We start from the raw sequence: 16,837 nt of genomic DNA, 5'->3' as shown, positions 1-16,837 counted from the left end.
TAAATATGGTTAAATCAATTGGCTATTTTATTACCGTTTCTCTTTTTTTATGGTAAAAAAAGTGGGTTAGTCCATACAAAGCCCTATATTTGCACCCACAAAAATAGAGCAAATTGAATGCAAAAGAAAATTTTATTTTCATTTTGCTGAAATGCAGTCTATTTTCGTATTACAAAAATAGTAGAAATGCTCGATACAGTATTGATAAGTTTGTTAATAGTTGCTATTTGCATTGCATTATTAGGTGTAAAAGTCTTTTTTGTGAAAGGCGGAAAGTTCCCGAACGGGCACGTCAGCGGTAATAAAGCAATGCGGGAGAGAGGTATTGGGTGTGCCCAGTCGCAGGACCGGGAAGCACAGAAGAAACCCCGTTTCTCCATTGACGAATTGGAAAAAGCCTTAAATGATAGTATGAATTAATAATTTTAAAACTATATTTTTTACAAGTTATGAAGAGATTGAACTACCTCGTAAACGGTTTGGCTGCCCTTGCACTTATCGTTTTATTTTCTCAGTGTACAGGTAAAGCTGATAATCAAACGGCAACTACGTCAGGACAAGCTTCAGGTGAACTTACTGGAATGAAGATTGCTTATGTTGAAATAGACACGCTTCTGGCACAATATAATTTCTGCATCGACCTGAATGAAGGTATGGTAAAGAAGAGTGAAAATGTTCGTTTGACAATAAACCAGAAAGCTCGGGAATTAGAAAAACAGAAACAGGATTTCCAGACTAAAGTACAGAACAATGCATATCTTTCTCAGGAAAGAGCACAGCAGGAATACAACCGTATTGCTAAACTGGAACAAGACTTGCAGGCTTTGGGTAATAAATTGCAATCAGAGCTGATGAGCGAAAACGAAAAGAACAGCTTGCAATTGCGTGATTCTATCAATGCTTTCTTGAAAGAGTATAATAAGACAAAGGGATACAGCATGATTATCAGTAATACCGGTTTTGATAACCTGTTGTATGCTGACAGCATTTATAATATTACAAAAGAAATCGTAGACGGATTGAATGCAAGATATTCTTCTCCGGCTAAGAAATAAATAATTTCGATTTAGAATAGGGTCGTCCCCTTACGTTGTATCACAATGTAAGGGGACGATTTTTTGTATATCTGCACTTCTGGTTTATAAAAACGTACCATTCTTTTGAATTATCTTCTCAAACTACTTCCGGAGGGGAGGAGGCTATTTCCGTTCATATTTTAATCATCTATATTTGCTCTGTGATTTTTAATTCTAATCGGAAAACATGATGAAAAAACTTTGTGTTCTTTTGCTTTTAACAGTGTCACTCTTTGCTAATGCCAAAGAGTATACATTTTCACCGAAAGATGTTCCAGCAATGAAACAGTTGCTGGGTAGTGGAAATTTGCAGCCGGGGGATGCCGTCGTACTGAAAGACGGAACGTATCATAATCTGAAAGAAATAAATTTTACCGGTAAGGGTGTTTCCGGTAAACCGATTGTCTGGCGGGCTGAGAATCCCGGAAAGGCTGTTATTTCCGGTAAGTTAAGGCTGAAGATATATGGAGAGTATTTGCAACTGGAAGACTTGCTCTTTTATAAGGCATGGGCCATAGGGCATGATATGATTGATTTTCAAGGAGAAAAAGGTGTGTATGCTTCTTTTTGTCGGATGACTCGTTGTGTGATTGATGAGTGCAACGATCCTCAGAAAGGTGAACGACCGAATGAAGGAGATGAATATTGGGTTGGATTACGGGGAACCAATAACCGGATAGACCATTGTTACTTTGCTAATAAAAGAGTAGGCGGACTGGTGTTGCAGGTGTGGCTGAGTGCTGATAACCACTTGAATAATCATTTGATAGATCATAATTTCTTTGGTGAACGTCAGCCTTACGGTGGCAATGGAGCAGAAATTATTCGTATCGGGCATTCCTGGTCTTCTCAATTGGAATCACGTACGATTGTCGAGGATAATGTCTTTTTCAGATGTAGCGGAGAAAATGAGATTATTTCTGTGAAATCTTGTCATAATGTATTGCGCAGGAACTTGTTTTATGAATCCGCCGGTGGATTGGTTTGTCGTCATGGGCATTATAATGTGATAGAGTCGAATACATTTATAGGACATAATCTGCGTGGAACCGCCGGTATTCGTATTATTAACCAGGGACATACGGTTTACGATAATTATATTAAAGATGTAAGGTCATTCGGATTGTTGGTACGTGTAGGAGTTTATGAACGTCCTACGGCAGAAACGGATGTGAAACTAGAGCCGTTAACTTCATACCATCGGGTGGAGAATGTGGATATCGCTTATAATACCTTTCTGAATAGTTCATTGGAGTTGGGATCAGGCCGTGGAGAAAAGATGCCCCGCAATGTTCGTTTTGCCCATAATCTCTTTGCAGGACAAACTCCTGATTTGAAAATAGTAAGGGCGGATGAAGTACTTCCCGGTTTCTTGTTTCTGGATAATGAGTGGGCATTTTCTGATAAAAAATCACTTTCGAGTGTCTCTTATGAACAGGTGAGAGAAGGTTTTAAGCCGGTTGATATGCCTGACGGTTTGAACCAAGAGGAAAAAGAACGGATAGATGCCTGTATCTTTACTGTCGGTCCGACATGGCATAAGGCGTTGAAAGAAAATGTTAACCATATCGATACGAATCGCTGATTTATGAGAAATACACTATTGGATATGAGGTCTATATTATCAAAAACTTTTCTTTTGTCTCTGTTGCTGGGAGTGGCAGGAGCAAGCATTCAGGCAGGGGAATTGTATCCCTGGCAGCTGACTCGTGACTCTTTATTATTATTCGAAGGCTCTACTTATCGCTATACTGTAGATACTCCTGAGAATGAGGGCTTAAGTTCTACCTTGCCGTCAGTTGAAGCTCTGAAAGAGCAATTGGCTCATTCCGGTTCGGGCATTTATCGTCTTTTTGCTTCTGCCGGACAGGAGAAAACAGAAGGTTTTCCGGCTCATGGAGATTATTTGCAATCAACTTCTAAAAAGCGTTTGCTGGTAGGGGTATGTAAAGGGGCATTGCCGCCTGTGATAAAGTTGGACCGTACTGCATTCACGATAAAGACTGCGGGAAGTCTGACACTTGATTTTTATGCCGGACAACGCAGTCCGATGACTACTGTCACTATCCGTGTGCCGGAAGGGATTGATGTAACATTGGACAATACAACGGTAAATGTAATAGGTCGTGGAGAAGTGATTCTTCGTGATTTGCACAAACAATCTATCGGAAGAACCGGAACTAACTATTCTTATAAAAAGGTTGGAGATGTGGAAATTCGTAAAGATGGGAAGAAAGGTACCCTGTTAATCTTTAAAGATTTGGATTTTCGTCCCTCTAACGGCCCTGATATCCGTCTTTGTTTTCGCGGAGTAGTAATACCGGAAAAAGGTAATTATACATTTGAGGCTGATTATATAACCTCTCAGCCGGAAGTTCTGCATAGTCCGGTTGCTACTGCAACTTTTGAAGGAGTGACGACTGTCTCCGATTTTACCCGTACTCCCTTACAGGCATTTACATATAAAAAGAATTGGGATTTATCTTTCACTTCTTTCTACTGGACAGCTCCTCGTAATGCGGAGTCTGTGACTTTGTTATTGTCTGAGGATAAGGGAAGAACCTGGAAACCTGTAAGAACAGCGATATTGCCGGACGATGATTTCGCTGCTGCCGGTCGGCTGAATCCTAATCAACTGTATGCTTTTAAACTGCTTGTAAAAGGAGGTGATAATCAGGGAGAATCAAATATTGCTTGGTTCTATTCCGGTTTGCAGGATATTAAGACTGCAGGAGTAAAAGGAGATGGAATAGCAGACGATACGGAAACCATAAACCAAGCTATTAAGGAGATGAATGAGTTGGGCGGGGGTATTCTACGATTTACGGCAGGTACCTATAATGTACGGACAGTTCATCTATTAAGCAATGTCTGGCTACATCTGGATGCAGATGCTACCATTCAGGGGCTTCCGGGTGGCGATGCGCCGGAAACAACTTGGTTTAGTGACCGGGCTTACCGTTCGGGACTTTCTCCTACCGATCCTCGCCCTTATGCTGATCCGGAGAACTATCTGACGAAGCAGGATGTGGGACATACATTTTTCCGTAATGCAATGTTCTTTGGAGAACGCATTGATAATGTGAAAATTGTGGGTACGGGCCGTATCACGGGCAATGGTAATCTGGTTACTTCTGATAAAGTAATGAATAATGCTCCCGAGAAACGCTGTGACAAAATGTTTTCTTTGAAACTTTGTACCAATATTGAGATTGGAGGTTGGAACATAGATAAAGATATGTGGTATGATCCGCAAAAGGATGAACCTTACTATATAGATGCGGATGGGCAGAAGAATTATGACGTCAGCAATATGCTGCATATAGATCAGGGAGGCCATTTTGTTTTGCTGGCTACAGGTACCGATGGCATCCATGTGCACGATACTTACTTTGCCAAACATAATACCCGGAATGCTCGTGATATCTACGACTTTATGGCGTGCAATGACGTAACGGTGACGAACATTTATTCGCGTGTCAGTTCGGATGATATTGTGAAACCAGGTTCGGATTGTTCATTAGGTTTTACCCGTCCGGCACGTAACTATATGGTACGCAATATAGTTGGAGATACCAATTGTAACCTGTTCCAGATAGGTTCGGAAACAGCGGATGATATTCAGGATTTATATGTGGATAATATTTATGTACTGGGTGCTAATAAAGCAGGTTTCTCCATATCTACCAATGATGGTGGACATATAAAAAATGTTTATTTGAATAGTGGAAAGACAGGAGCGATACATTCCCGCTCGGTGATGCATCGTACGCGTGCTCCGTTCTTCATATCTATATCCAATAGAGGCCGTGTGCTGGGTGCCAATGTCGCTCCTTTTACTTTCACGGAAAATGGAAATGTACGTAAGGAATTGTTGGTAACTAACTCTGATATCGGGCAGGTGGAGAATATTGTGATTTGTGGAGTAGACATTGATGAGGTTTATGGTGGAAGTTCTTTCCGGGGAGAGCGCTGGAAGGCATACGATGGTTCTCAAAGTACGGCAACTCCAATCATCGCAGGTTTCAAACTGCCGGATACGGAAGTTGTAGAAGGAGGACTGACATTCCGTTTGCCGAATGGTCAGCATACGGGGTATATTAATAATGTACAGTTCCATGATGTAAATTTACTTGTGAAAGGTGGTCATCCGGTGGAAGATGCAGAAGCGTATCCGCCTGAAATCGGGGTAGGACGTTATAATGTAGGTGATTTGAAAATACAACCCTCTTTTGGTTTCTGGGCGCGTCATGTGAAAGACTTCCTGTTAGATAACTGCAGTATTAATGCTGAGCAGAAAGATGGGCGTTATGCAGTAGTACTGGACGATGTGATCGGTGGCGAGATTAAAAATCTGAAAGTGAAGGAAGGCATTACGGATAAAGAAAACGTAAAAGTACTTCGTAGTAAAGATATTGATATACAGAAATAAAGATGAAGCGTATCTATTTATATTTTAAAGAAAAGATCGAGAAAGAGGAATTTTCCTCCAGGGGGATGCGAATCTTCCTCTTCTGGGGACTCGGTCTTTTTTCTACTATCTGGTTTCTGGTACGGGTTATTCCGAAGCCTTCCCGTGCCAACTATCCATGTATGCAGACAGCGGCGCCGCTGATGTCTGCATTTGTCATGTACTTACTCTCGTTCACGGGAGTTTGGGTGAGTCTGCGTAAGTTGCGTGAAGCATTTCATAACCGGAAAATGGCAATAGGAGTCTTTGCATTTGCAGGTCTTTGTTTTTTCGGAACTTTGATGTTGGTAGAAAACAGTACTGAACTGTTAGCTCAAACTGTTCTTCCGGTGAGAGAACCCCGTATGGCATGGGGAAAGAATAATCCGGTAGGAGAGGCGAAAGGTATTTATCCGGGACGGGTGGTATGGACTCATGCACCGGGTGCCGCTACATGGGAGAAAGGAGACGGTTTTTGGTTTGAAGATCGCTGGAATAATCAGGCAGATGCCGACTGGCTTCTAAACCAGTCTCTCTTGTCTTTGACCGGAGAAAAGAAAGAAAAGGTGGCTTGGAAATCTCTTTTTCTTTATTTCAATCAGCAGCATGGTAGAGGAAAACGTGGATATAAGAAAGGAGAAAGGATTGCTATCAAGATTAATCAGAATAATACTTTCTCCCATGAAGATTGTGAACAGTTGAATGCTTCTCCGCATCTGACGCTTGCCTTGCTTCGTAGTTTGGTGAATGACGGTGGAGTGCCTCAGGAGCAAATCACAGTATTTGATGCCAGTCGTTTTATTACGAAAGCTCTTTATGATAAATGTCATGCCGAATTCCCCGGTGTTGTATATCTGGATAATGAAGGAGGAAACGGGCGTACCCAATCGACTTATACAGCAGATGCAATTCCGTATTCAGCTGATAATGGCCGTTTAGCGAGAGGATTGGCAAACTGTGCAATTGAGGCTGATTATCTGATAAATATGGCATTGCTGAAAGGACATGGCGGGCAGGGGGTAACACTCTGTGCGAAAAACTGGTATGGAGTGACGGACATCAACCGGGACTTCCGTAAAAATCAGCATAACAATTTCAATCAGGACCGCGGTGGAAAACCGCGCTATATGACCTTTACCGATTATATCGCACATAAGGATCTGGGACAAAAGACAATGCTCTTTCTGATAGATGGCTTGTACGGTTCGGAAAAGGTGAATGGGACGCCTTCAGGTAAATGGAAGATGTCACCGTTTAATGGAGACTGGCCTTGCTCATTGCTGGCTTCCCAGGATCCGGTAGCCATTGATGCGGTGGGTATTGATTTCTTGAGTGCAGAGTTTCCGCGTATGGCCGATGTGGATTATTGCGATATGTATCTGGTGGAAGCTGCTCTGGCAGACCGCCCGTTGTCCACTACTTTCTATGATCCGGAAAGAGATGGCACAGGAGTAGGCAGCCTTGGAGTCTTGGAACATTGGAACAATCCGGAAGAAAAGAAATATAGCCGTAATATGGGGAAAGACATTGGAATAGAGTTAGTCTATTTACATAAATAAGATACTGTCTGCTTGGTTGAGACGATTTTTCAAGTATTTGATGGAATACTGATAATCGTCTCTTTTTTATCTGCCTATTTTTGTAACCATGAAAGATGATCCTTTATATCTAATGAAATGAATACAAAAATAAAAAAATGGTTCTTTAAGACTTGTCCGAAGAGTGGACGGATTGTTGGAATCAACAAGAAAAATGTTGTTTTGAAGATTTGCTTTCCTCTGTTCGGGTTAGCAGCTTTGATTTGGTTTCTGATACGTGTTGTACCCAAACCTTCCAGAATAGAATATCCCTGTCAGCAAATCGCTGCTCCTATCGCTTTTTCTTTTGTAGCTTTTATCAGTAGCACATTGGTTGGATTTGGTACATGGAAACGTTTCAAACTTTTGTGGCATTCCCGTCGGTTCTATATGGGGGTGTCCGTATTGGCGGTCGGTATATTATTATCGGGTACATTATATATAATGTCAGTGGATAATTCTCTGATGGGGCAGGTCATTCGTAAGCAGATAGATAATGGTACTGATATGGGACGTTTTGTGCCTATTGATGCCCCCAACACTCCGATGGGAGTAGCCAGAGGAATTCATCCGGGGCGGGTGGCATGGGCACATGATCCGAAGGCGGCTGCCTGGGATGGAAAAAGAGGACTTTATTCGGATCCGGATAATAATAGCCAGACACGGGTTGATGATATGATGGAGGGAGTGATTATTGCGCTGACCCGCCAGAATACGATTGATAAGGCATGGGATGAACTGTTCAGGACTTTTAATTATAAGAAAGGTAAAGGTGCAATAAAGTATAAGAAAGGTGAGAAGATTGCTATCAAAATCAATCTGAATGACAATGGTGGAACTAATATCATTGATGCTACTCCACAGTCAGTGTATTCTTTGTTGCATCAATTGGTAGATATCATGAAGGTTCCTCAGAACTGTATTACGGTATATGATGCACAGCGTCGAGGCATTTCGGCTGTTTACGATTATGTACAGCCGGTTTATCCAAATGTCAATTATCAGAATTGGGGAGGATTTGTTCCCGATGTAATTCGTTATTCCAGTGAGATTACCGATGCAGGTGCCAGAAGCTTGGCACGTGCGGCTTACGAGGCCGACTATATGATTAACATGGCATTGATGAAAAGACACTCTGAACCGACCGATAAATGGCGGGACAGTGCCGGACAGACAGCTATAACTGCTACCGGTAAGAATCAGTTCGGTTCCATAGGCAATGTGCCGCCCTTGCATCTTTCTATTCGTGACTGGTCTTCTTTCCGTGGTATGGGCACTTATAATAGCATTGTCGATCTGATGGCTCACGAGCGTATAGGTGGAAATACCTTGGTGTATCTGGTGGATGCTATGTACGTAAATCCCAAGCATAATGGGAAAGCGGTACGTTTCCGGCTTCCTCCGTTCAATAATGGCTGGACTTCCAGTTTTCTGGCTTCCAATGATCAGGTTGCTATCGAATCAGTGGTACTTGATTTCATTTATTCGGAACTTCCTTTATGTGCCAATGCCGACAATTTTCTTCATGAGGCGGCAAATATAGGGAATCCTCCTTCGGGGATAGCTTATATTGGAAAAGAGCAAGGTAGTTTGGGCGTACATGAGCATTGGAATAATCCGACGCATCGGATGTACAGCCGTAATTTGGGTACAGGTAAAGGAATCGAATTATACAGAGTTCCGTTGAATGAAAAACGTCCGGCAATAGAATACTTCTACGCAGATGAGAATGCTTTGCATTATAAAACCTCTCATGCAGAGGAAGTGCGATTGAATGGTAAACGTTTGGAAGATGCAGAAGGTATTATTCCTTTGTCAATTTCTAAGACGACTGAGTTTGATCTGAAAACTTTGGCAAATGGAAAAGTAACGTCTTCACAACGTGTAGTGGTACGTCGTTTGGAGAATATAGAGATATGCCAGGCTAAAGATATGGAAAGACAGGGATCTGCATCCCTAAATGAGGATGGTTCGGTAGAATTCAAAGGTGAAAAAGGCAGTTCTGAAGGAAGTGTGAGTTGGAAAGTAAATATTCCACATAAAGGTGAATATTATTTGATAGTATCTTATGCGGGTGGCAATCCGGTTCCCTCTTACTTATATATTAATGGGGAGAAAATCAGTGAGAATATCGGTTATTTGGCTACATTTGGTGAGAAACGCAGAGAGTTTGTGTTCCCTGTAGCGTTGGCAAAAGGTACCAATGAGTTGCGTTTAGAACACCCCGGGCGGCGAAGTAATAGGATATATACAGTGAATATTGCAAAGGAAATTAAATAGTTAACTTACATATACTAATCATGAAAACGAAAAAGAACTTATTACTGTTGTTGATGTTGCTTGTTCTGCCATTTACGTTGCAGGCTGAAACATTTAATGTAAAGAAGTACGGTGCGCGGGGAAATGGCAAAAAGATGGACTCGCCTGCCATCCAGAAAGCAATTGATGCTTGTCATAAAGCGGGTGGTGGAACGGTACTTGTGCCTGCCGGAACCTATTTGTCGGCTACTATCGTGCTAAAAGATAATGTGACTTTGCATTTGGAGAAAGATGCCCTTATTCTAGGTACTACCGATTATAAAGCTTATGATAACCTTGATCCTTTTACGGAAGGCCTGGGTATCGATGTCGGTTGGGCATTGCTGGTAGCGGTGGATGCTAAAAATGTGGCATTGGAGGGCGAAGGTGCTATCGATGGGCAAGGTTCGGCTTTGAAAGAACGGCATATAAAAGTAGATACCCGTCCGGAAGGACAGCGTTGGGGATTGCGTCCTTTCTTGCTTCGCTGGGTGCGTTGCGAAGGTGTACGCGTGGAAGGAGTTACTTTAAAATATGCAGGTGCCTGGACTTCCCATTATTTCCAATGTCGGAATGTGAATATCCATAATGTGACGATACGTAGCTTTGGAGTAGCTCACAACGATGGAATTAATATTGATGGTTGCCAACATGTACGCATTAGTAATTGTGATATTGTCAGTGGTGACGATGCTCTATGCTTCAAGACTACTGCCAGTAAAATGGGATGTGATGACATCATTGTTACGGACATGAAGTTGAAAAGTAATCAGGCAGGTATCAAGATGGGAACAGAATCTATGGCAGGATTTGAGAACATCAAGATCAGCAATTGTCATATTTACGACACTAAGAATGGAGGTATTAAGTTATTCTCCGTAGATGGAGCCCATTTACGTAATGTGGAAATCTCTGATATCACAATGGACGAAGTACGTACGCCGATGCTATTTCGTTTGGGTGCCCGTCTGAGTGTATTCCGTAAACAGGAAGACACCCAGCAGCCTATCGGTGTCTTTGAAAATGTGATAATCCGTAATGTAAAAGCGGTGGCTGCCGATAAGGCTCAACTGACACCTCCTTCCGGTATTCTGATTACGGGTATTCCGGGACATTATATTACAAACCTGACTTTGGAAAATATTCATATTCGTTTATTGGGTACAGGAACTCCTGAGGATGCCTTGTCTCAGGTACCTGAAGCTATAGATAAATACCCGGAGGTAAAGACTTTCGGTCCTAAGATTCCGGCATACGGAGTATGGGCACGCCACGTGAAAGGGTTGAAACTGAAGAATATTACGTTTGAGTTGAAGAACCCCGATGCCCGTCCGGAGATTATTTGTGAAGATGGGGATATACAAATATATAAATGATGAATATGCGAAGGACTATTAGTGCAATATTAGTTGGAATTTGTGCATTGGTTTCTGTCAATGCTCAGACACAGACACTGTTTCCTGTTACCAGTCCGGATGGTTCTGTTTCTTTATCATTGAAACTGAAGGAAAAGTCGCTTTATTATGAGGTAGAAAAAAACGGAGTAAATGTATTGGATGAGGCACCCATACGTTTTACTATCGATGGTTCAGAACTCTGTAATTCTGTGGATATATTATCATCGGATAGTTATAAGACAGATAATACATATCCTATTCGGGGAAGCCATTCTCTTGCTGTAGACAAGAGTAATGGACGGACTTTCAAATTGCAGAATACGATTTTAAAGATAAATTTTACTATAGAGGCGAGAGTTTATAATGATGGTGTTGCTTTTCGGATAATACTTCCCGGGAAGCAAGGGGAGATGAGAGTTCCCGATGAGCACACTATATTTACATTGCCAAAGGGAAGTATTGTGTGGTATCATGATATGTACTGTCATTATGAAGGTATTCACCAGAAGAAAGAAATCTCTGAGATAATGCAGGGAGAATGGGCGGCTCCTCCCGTAACGGTGCAATTACCTGGAAAGACCGGATATCTTTGCATTACGGAATCTGCTTTAATGAATTATGCAGGGATGTCTTTGCAGGCAAATGGCAAGAATGGTTTTGAAACAAAATTAGGGCATGCACAACCAGCCGGATATCCTTTTGCTCATGATTATAGTTTGGCGGAGGCACAGCGATTGTCACAACCGGCTACTCTTGCCGGTACGATTACCACTCCTTGGCGTACCATTATAATAGCCGGTGATTTGAATGAGCTGGTAAATTCGGATTTGATTACCAATTTAGCCCCTGTGCCTGATAAACGGTTATTTCCTAAAGGAATACAGACAGACTGGATAAAACCGGGACGTTCCGTGTGGTGCTGGTTGGATGGTGGAGTACGAACTGTGGAAGGAATGAAAGAATTTTCTAAAGCTGCAGGAGAATTGGGATTTGAATATAATACGGTAGATGCTTTCTGGTATCGTTGGACGGATGAGCAGCTAAAAGATTTGGTAGATTATTCTTCTCAGTTCGGAGTGAAGATTTGGCTATGGCGTCATGGTCGGGATATGCGTGATCCTCAGAAACGGAAAGAATTGTTTGAACGTTGCCATCGTTTGGGGGTTGTTGGTCTGAAGTTGGATGCTTTCTCACACGAATCCAAAGAGTTCATTGACTTATATCAGGCTTGTTTGAAGGAAGCAGCAGAGTATAAATTGATGCTTAATATTCATGGAAGCAATAAACCGGCAGGAGAGGTACGTACATGGCCGAATGAAATGAGTCGCGAAGGTATTCGTGGTTTAGAATATGGTAAAAACCAGTATGAATGGAGTACACATAACACTACGTTACCTTTTACGCGTTTGATAGCAGGAGCAGGAGATTATACGCCTGTTGTTTTTGGAGAGCGCCGCCTGGAAACCTCGTGGGTACATCAGATTGCTACTGCCCTTGTATTTAATTCTTCTGTCATATTCTTCGGTTCGCACCCGAAAACAATGCTGGATAATCCGGCGGTAAAATTACTGAAGCAGATACCCGCAACTTGGGATGAAACAGTAGTGTTACCGTCTAGTCGAATAGGTGAAGTTGCTGCGTTTGCACGTAGAAGTGGCAAGACTTGGTTTCTGGCAGTTCTGAATGGACAAAATGAGCATTCCTTACAATTCCCTTTGTCGTTTTTGGGTGATGGCTGGTATGAAGGGATGGTGTTGAATGATCGCCCTGCTGATGCGGCTTCTATTAAGATAGAACGTGTGTTCTGCCGGAATACGGATACTCTTACAGGGCGTATGCGTGTAGGCGGCGGATATATTGTGATGTTTACCCCTAAAGAATAATTAGTGATTATACAAAAAGATGAATACCATGAAAAAACTATTGAATACAGCATTATTGCTGTTTGCAGTATTAATGACTTCTTGTACGGCTCCTAATGCCTGGGAATTAGTATCAAAAGACAGCAACGTCCGGTTTGCTTTGGAGAATAAACAAGAAAATGGAAGTACAATGCTTAGTTACTCTGTCTTTTATAAAGATGGAGTGGCGATGGAGAAATCTCTTTTAGGGCTGGTTATGGATAATTGTGAGTATGGAAAAGACGCACAATTTGTTTCCGCTTCTGCTGTGAAAGATATCTCTAATGCTTATCAGCTAAAATCCGGTAAGAAGATGAATACTACGGATGAGTGTCGTGAACAGACTTTTACTTTCCGTACTAAAGAGAATAGGCAGTTTAATTTGATCGTAAGGGTATATAATGACGGGGTGGCTTTCCGCTATGAACTACCCGGAGAAGATGGACAAATGCACACTATCCAGGCCGAACATACAGAGTTTGCCGTACCCGTAAATGGAAAAGCGTGGATACATCCGTATGACTGGAACGATCGTCACAAACCAAGCTATGAACAATATTGCCGGAGCGAAATAGATATCCGTTCGGAATGTGGACATGGACGTGGTTGGGCATTCCCTATGCTATTCAACACCAGCGGAGTCTGGATGATGATAACGGAAGCCCATCTGGATGGTTCATATCCTGCTACTCATATTGATAATGCCGGAACCGATAAAGCATATAAAATCCGTTTCCCAGAGGCGGATGAACCAATTGTACCGGATGCAGTAGAACCGGTATCGGAATTACCGTGGTTCACTCCCTGGCGTGCTATTATCATAGGAGATGATCTAAATACTATATTCCAGACACAAATGATTTCACACCTGAATCCCGCGTCTGTAGTGAATGATGAATCCTGGATAAAGGCAGGACGCGCATCTTGGAGTTGGTGGTCTAATGGCGGTACTCCCCGTGATTATAAAGCACAGCTGAAGTATGTGGATCTTAGTGCTGAAATGGGTTGGGAATACATGTTGATTGATGCCGGCTGGCAAAACATGGGCAACGGTGGCACTATGGAAGATGTCGTGAAATACGCACAGCAAAAGGGAGTGGGGGTCTGGTTATGGTACCATTCCGGTGCAGGACGTGAAAAAGATTCTGTATCGACACATCGTCTGATGAGTGATCCTGAATTACGTCGTGCAGAAATGAAACGCATCAGTGAAGTAGGAGTGAAAGGAATCAAGGTCGATTTCTTTGATACAGACAAACAACGTATTATTCAACTTTATCCGGCTTTACTGAAAGATGCGGCAGACAGTCATTTGCTGGTAGATCTTCATGGTGCCACTTTACCCCGTGGCTTTGAACGTACGTATCCGAATATGCTGACCACGGAAGCTATCCGGGGTGCAGAAACTCTGGGACGTCAGGAACGTTGCGACCAGGCGGCAAAACACAATGCTACTGTACCTTTCACACGCAATGTGGTCGGTTCTATGGATTATACTCCGGTGACTTTTTCTGATAAAGTACGTCAGGGGATACCTGCTATACGTAAGACAACTATGGGGCATCAGCTGGCTCTGGCAGTAGTCTTTGAATCCGGTTTTCAATGTTTTGCTGATAAGGCGGAATCTTATCTTTCTTTGCCGGAACAACCCAAACAATTCCTGAAAGAAGTACCCGCTGCCTGGGATGAGAGCATTCTGTTGGCTGGTTATCCGGCTGATTATGCTGTTGTGGCACGTCGTTCCGGTGATGTATGGTATATCGGCGGTATCAGTGGTAAGGAAGAGGGGCGTGAAATAGAATTTACTTTGCCCGCCGGATGTGAAGGTAAATCATTCACTATGATTATAGATGGAAAAGATAAGGATAGTTTTGATTATATGCCTGTAGAAAATATAAATGGGACGGTAAAAGTGAAAGTTCTTCCGAACGGTGGCTTTGCCGGTATGATTCGATGATAATAACACTATTATAACAAAATGGAAAGAATGAAGAAAATTTTGATTGCAGGGGCGATGACCCTGTTGATGCTATGTCCTGCCAAAGCACAGATTGCGTGGCAGCAGGTGGAGCCCGGCGTCTGGAAAGGCGTGGTAGGCACTCCTGAAGAATATTCATTATTGGGTGTGGCCGGTGTTACGCCGCAAAAGGAAGGTTTTGCCCGCTTGCCGGAGGTGACATTGCCTGAATTGGCGAATGAAATTGTGGGTTCCATACAAGATGGTAAAACAAGTCTCCGCATTCCTTTGCAACGCAAGGAACAGTTGTACGGCTTTGGGCTGAACTTTCAGACGGTACATCAGCGTGGCAAGATCCTGAACCTGCATGTAGACCATTATGGTGGACGTGATAACGGGCGTACACATGCTCCTGTCCCCTTTTATATTTCCAGTTCCGGTTATGGAGTACTGATTAATTCGGCACGTTATCTGACAGTATATGCAGGTAGCGGCGCACGTAAGGACAGTCCGAATGCTCCGGTGGCTAAAGACCGTAATATGGATAAGACCTGGACATCGGCGCCTTATTCGGATGCCGTTTCGATCTTGGTTCCTGCTCCGGGTGCAGAAATTTATCTGTTCGCCGGGCCTACCCCTATGGATGTTGTCCGTCGCTATAACCTGCTCTGTGGAGGAGGTACATTGCCTCCGCGTTGGGGGCTGGGCTTTACGCAACGTACAAAGAAGCTCTATACAGCTGAAGACGTGAAGAACGAAGCGGATGAGTTTGAACAACGTGGTTTCCCGTTGGACTTCATCGGACTGGAACCGGGTTGGCAAAGCAAAGCGTATCCTTGTACCTTTGAGTGGGATGCTATCCGCTATCCTGATCCCGCCGGCTTTGTGAAAGATATGTTGGCTAAAGGAGTACGCATCAACTTATGGACAAACCCATACGTATCTCCCGATTCAAAGATATATAAGGAAATGTATCCGGTAAGCGGTTCACACACCGTATGGTGTGGTATCGTGCCCGACTTGGCAGGCGAGAAAGCCCGCAAAATCTGGATGGATAAGCTGGAACAGGAACACGTGAATATTGGTGTCAGCGGTTATAAAGTGGACGAAGTAGACGGATACGACCGTTATGTCTGGCCGGATGTGGCTACTTTCCCCAGTGGAATTGCCGCTGAGCAGATGCGCCAGACTTATGGTTTGTGGGTACAACGCACTACTGCGGAATTGTACAAGAAGCGTAATCAACGTACCTTTGGATTGGTTCGTGCATCGAATGCCGGTGCAACTTCTTTCCCCTATGTGATTTATAATGACTATTACAGCCATCCGGACTTTATTACTGCTTTGATTAATTCAGGCTTTAGTGGTGTATTGTGGACTCCGGAAGTACGTAGTTCCAGTTCATCGGAAGACTGGTTGCGTCGTTTCCAATCTGTAGTATTCTCGCCGATGGCAATGATTAATGCCTGGGCAAGCGGTACGAAACCCTGGACTTTCCCCGAAGTAGAGAATCAGATAAAAGAGTATGCTATGCTGCGTATGCAGATGATGCCTTACTGGTATAGTGAATTTGCACGCTATCATTTTGATGGTATTCCTCCGTTCCGCGCCATGAATCTGGAACCGGGTTTCAACCCTGAACAAGGAACTACAGCGAAACTGTCGGATGCCAATCTGGAAGATAATCCTTATTTGGAAGCAGTTTCCAAAGAAATTAAGGATCAGTATATGGCTGGTGAATATCTGTTGGTGGCCCCCATGTTCAAAGGCCAGAAAGAGCGTACGGTGGTTTTGCCTAAAGGAGACTGGTACGATTTCTATACAGGTAAATATGTGGGCAATGGCGAGAAGATTACTGTTACACCGGGTTTGGACCGTATTCCGGTATATGTAAAGGATGGGGCTATCCTGCCATTTATGGAGGCCCGCCTGCATGCACCGAAAGCAGGAGAGAAGGTGAATCTGGAAATCCGTCATTATGGAAAAGCAGATGGTGCTTACCGACTGTATGATGATGACGGTGAAACATTCGATTATGAGAAAGGCGCCTATTCCTGGCGTGATATCACTGTGACACGCGATAAGAAAGGCAAGCTGAAAGGCACTATATCCAAAGCTGAAAAGGGAAAACCGAACAGTATTGCCAATGTTACCTGGAAGTTTATGACAGAAGAATGATAA

At 43.1% G+C, this 16,837-nt stretch carries 10 protein-coding genes; all 10 read left to right on the top strand.

Going from position 1 to position 16,837, the window contains the following annotated elements; all coding sequences use genetic code 11:
- Window positions 1-186: 186 nt before the first annotated feature.
- The 10 genes from BACCELL_RS23775 (at window position 187) to BACCELL_RS23730 (ending at window position 16,834) form a co-directional block, all read left to right on the top strand.
- A complete protein-coding gene (locus BACCELL_RS23775; protein WP_007214686.1) occupies window positions 187-420 on the top strand; it encodes a hypothetical protein in 234 nt (77 codons plus the stop codon).
- A 29-nt stretch (window positions 421-449) separates the two neighbouring features.
- Window positions 450-1,055, top strand: a complete 606-nt coding sequence (locus tag BACCELL_RS23770; protein ID WP_007214685.1) for an OmpH family outer membrane protein — start codon at window positions 450-452, stop codon at window positions 1,053-1,055.
- A gap of 208 nt (window positions 1,056-1,263) precedes the next feature.
- A complete protein-coding gene (locus BACCELL_RS23765; protein WP_007214684.1) occupies window positions 1,264-2,661 on the top strand; it encodes a polysaccharide lyase 6 family protein in 1,398 nt (465 codons plus the stop codon).
- A gap of 3 nt (window positions 2,662-2,664) precedes the next feature.
- A complete protein-coding gene (locus tag BACCELL_RS23760) occupies window positions 2,665-5,508 on the top strand; it encodes a hypothetical protein (RefSeq protein WP_007214683.1) in 2,844 nt (947 codons plus the stop codon).
- A gap of 2 nt (window positions 5,509-5,510) precedes the next feature.
- A complete protein-coding gene (locus tag BACCELL_RS23755; RefSeq protein WP_007214682.1) occupies window positions 5,511-7,085 on the top strand; it encodes a DUF362 domain-containing protein in 1,575 nt (524 codons plus the stop codon).
- Between the two features lie 117 nt (window positions 7,086-7,202).
- Window positions 7,203-9,383, top strand: a complete 2,181-nt coding sequence (locus BACCELL_RS23750) for a DUF362 domain-containing protein (RefSeq protein WP_007214681.1) — start codon at window positions 7,203-7,205, stop codon at window positions 9,381-9,383.
- 20 nt (window positions 9,384-9,403) lie between these two features.
- Window positions 9,404-10,777, top strand: coding sequence for a glycoside hydrolase family 28 protein (locus BACCELL_RS23745; RefSeq protein ID WP_007214680.1), 1,374 nt, complete (start codon window positions 9,404-9,406; stop codon window positions 10,775-10,777).
- A 5-nt stretch (window positions 10,778-10,782) separates the two neighbouring features.
- Window positions 10,783-12,681: a glycoside hydrolase family 97 protein gene (locus BACCELL_RS23740; RefSeq protein WP_052309582.1), complete on the top strand. Its 1,899-nt coding sequence runs from the start codon at window positions 10,783-10,785 to the stop codon at window positions 12,679-12,681.
- A 28-nt stretch (window positions 12,682-12,709) separates the two neighbouring features.
- A complete protein-coding gene (locus BACCELL_RS23735) occupies window positions 12,710-14,656 on the top strand; it encodes a glycoside hydrolase family 97 protein (RefSeq protein ID WP_044154395.1) in 1,947 nt (648 codons plus the stop codon).
- A 30-nt stretch (window positions 14,657-14,686) separates the two neighbouring features.
- Entirely contained in the window at window positions 14,687-16,834 is a 2,148-nt protein-coding gene (locus tag BACCELL_RS23730; RefSeq protein WP_044154344.1) for a glycoside hydrolase family 31 protein, read from the top strand.
- Window positions 16,835-16,837 lie beyond the last annotated feature (3 nt).

The sequence above is a fragment of the Bacteroides cellulosilyticus DSM 14838 genome (assembly GCF_000158035.1).
Classification (GTDB): Bacteria; Bacteroidota; Bacteroidia; order Bacteroidales; family Bacteroidaceae; genus Bacteroides; species Bacteroides cellulosilyticus.
This window is presented reverse-complemented; position numbering and strand designations above follow the sequence as displayed.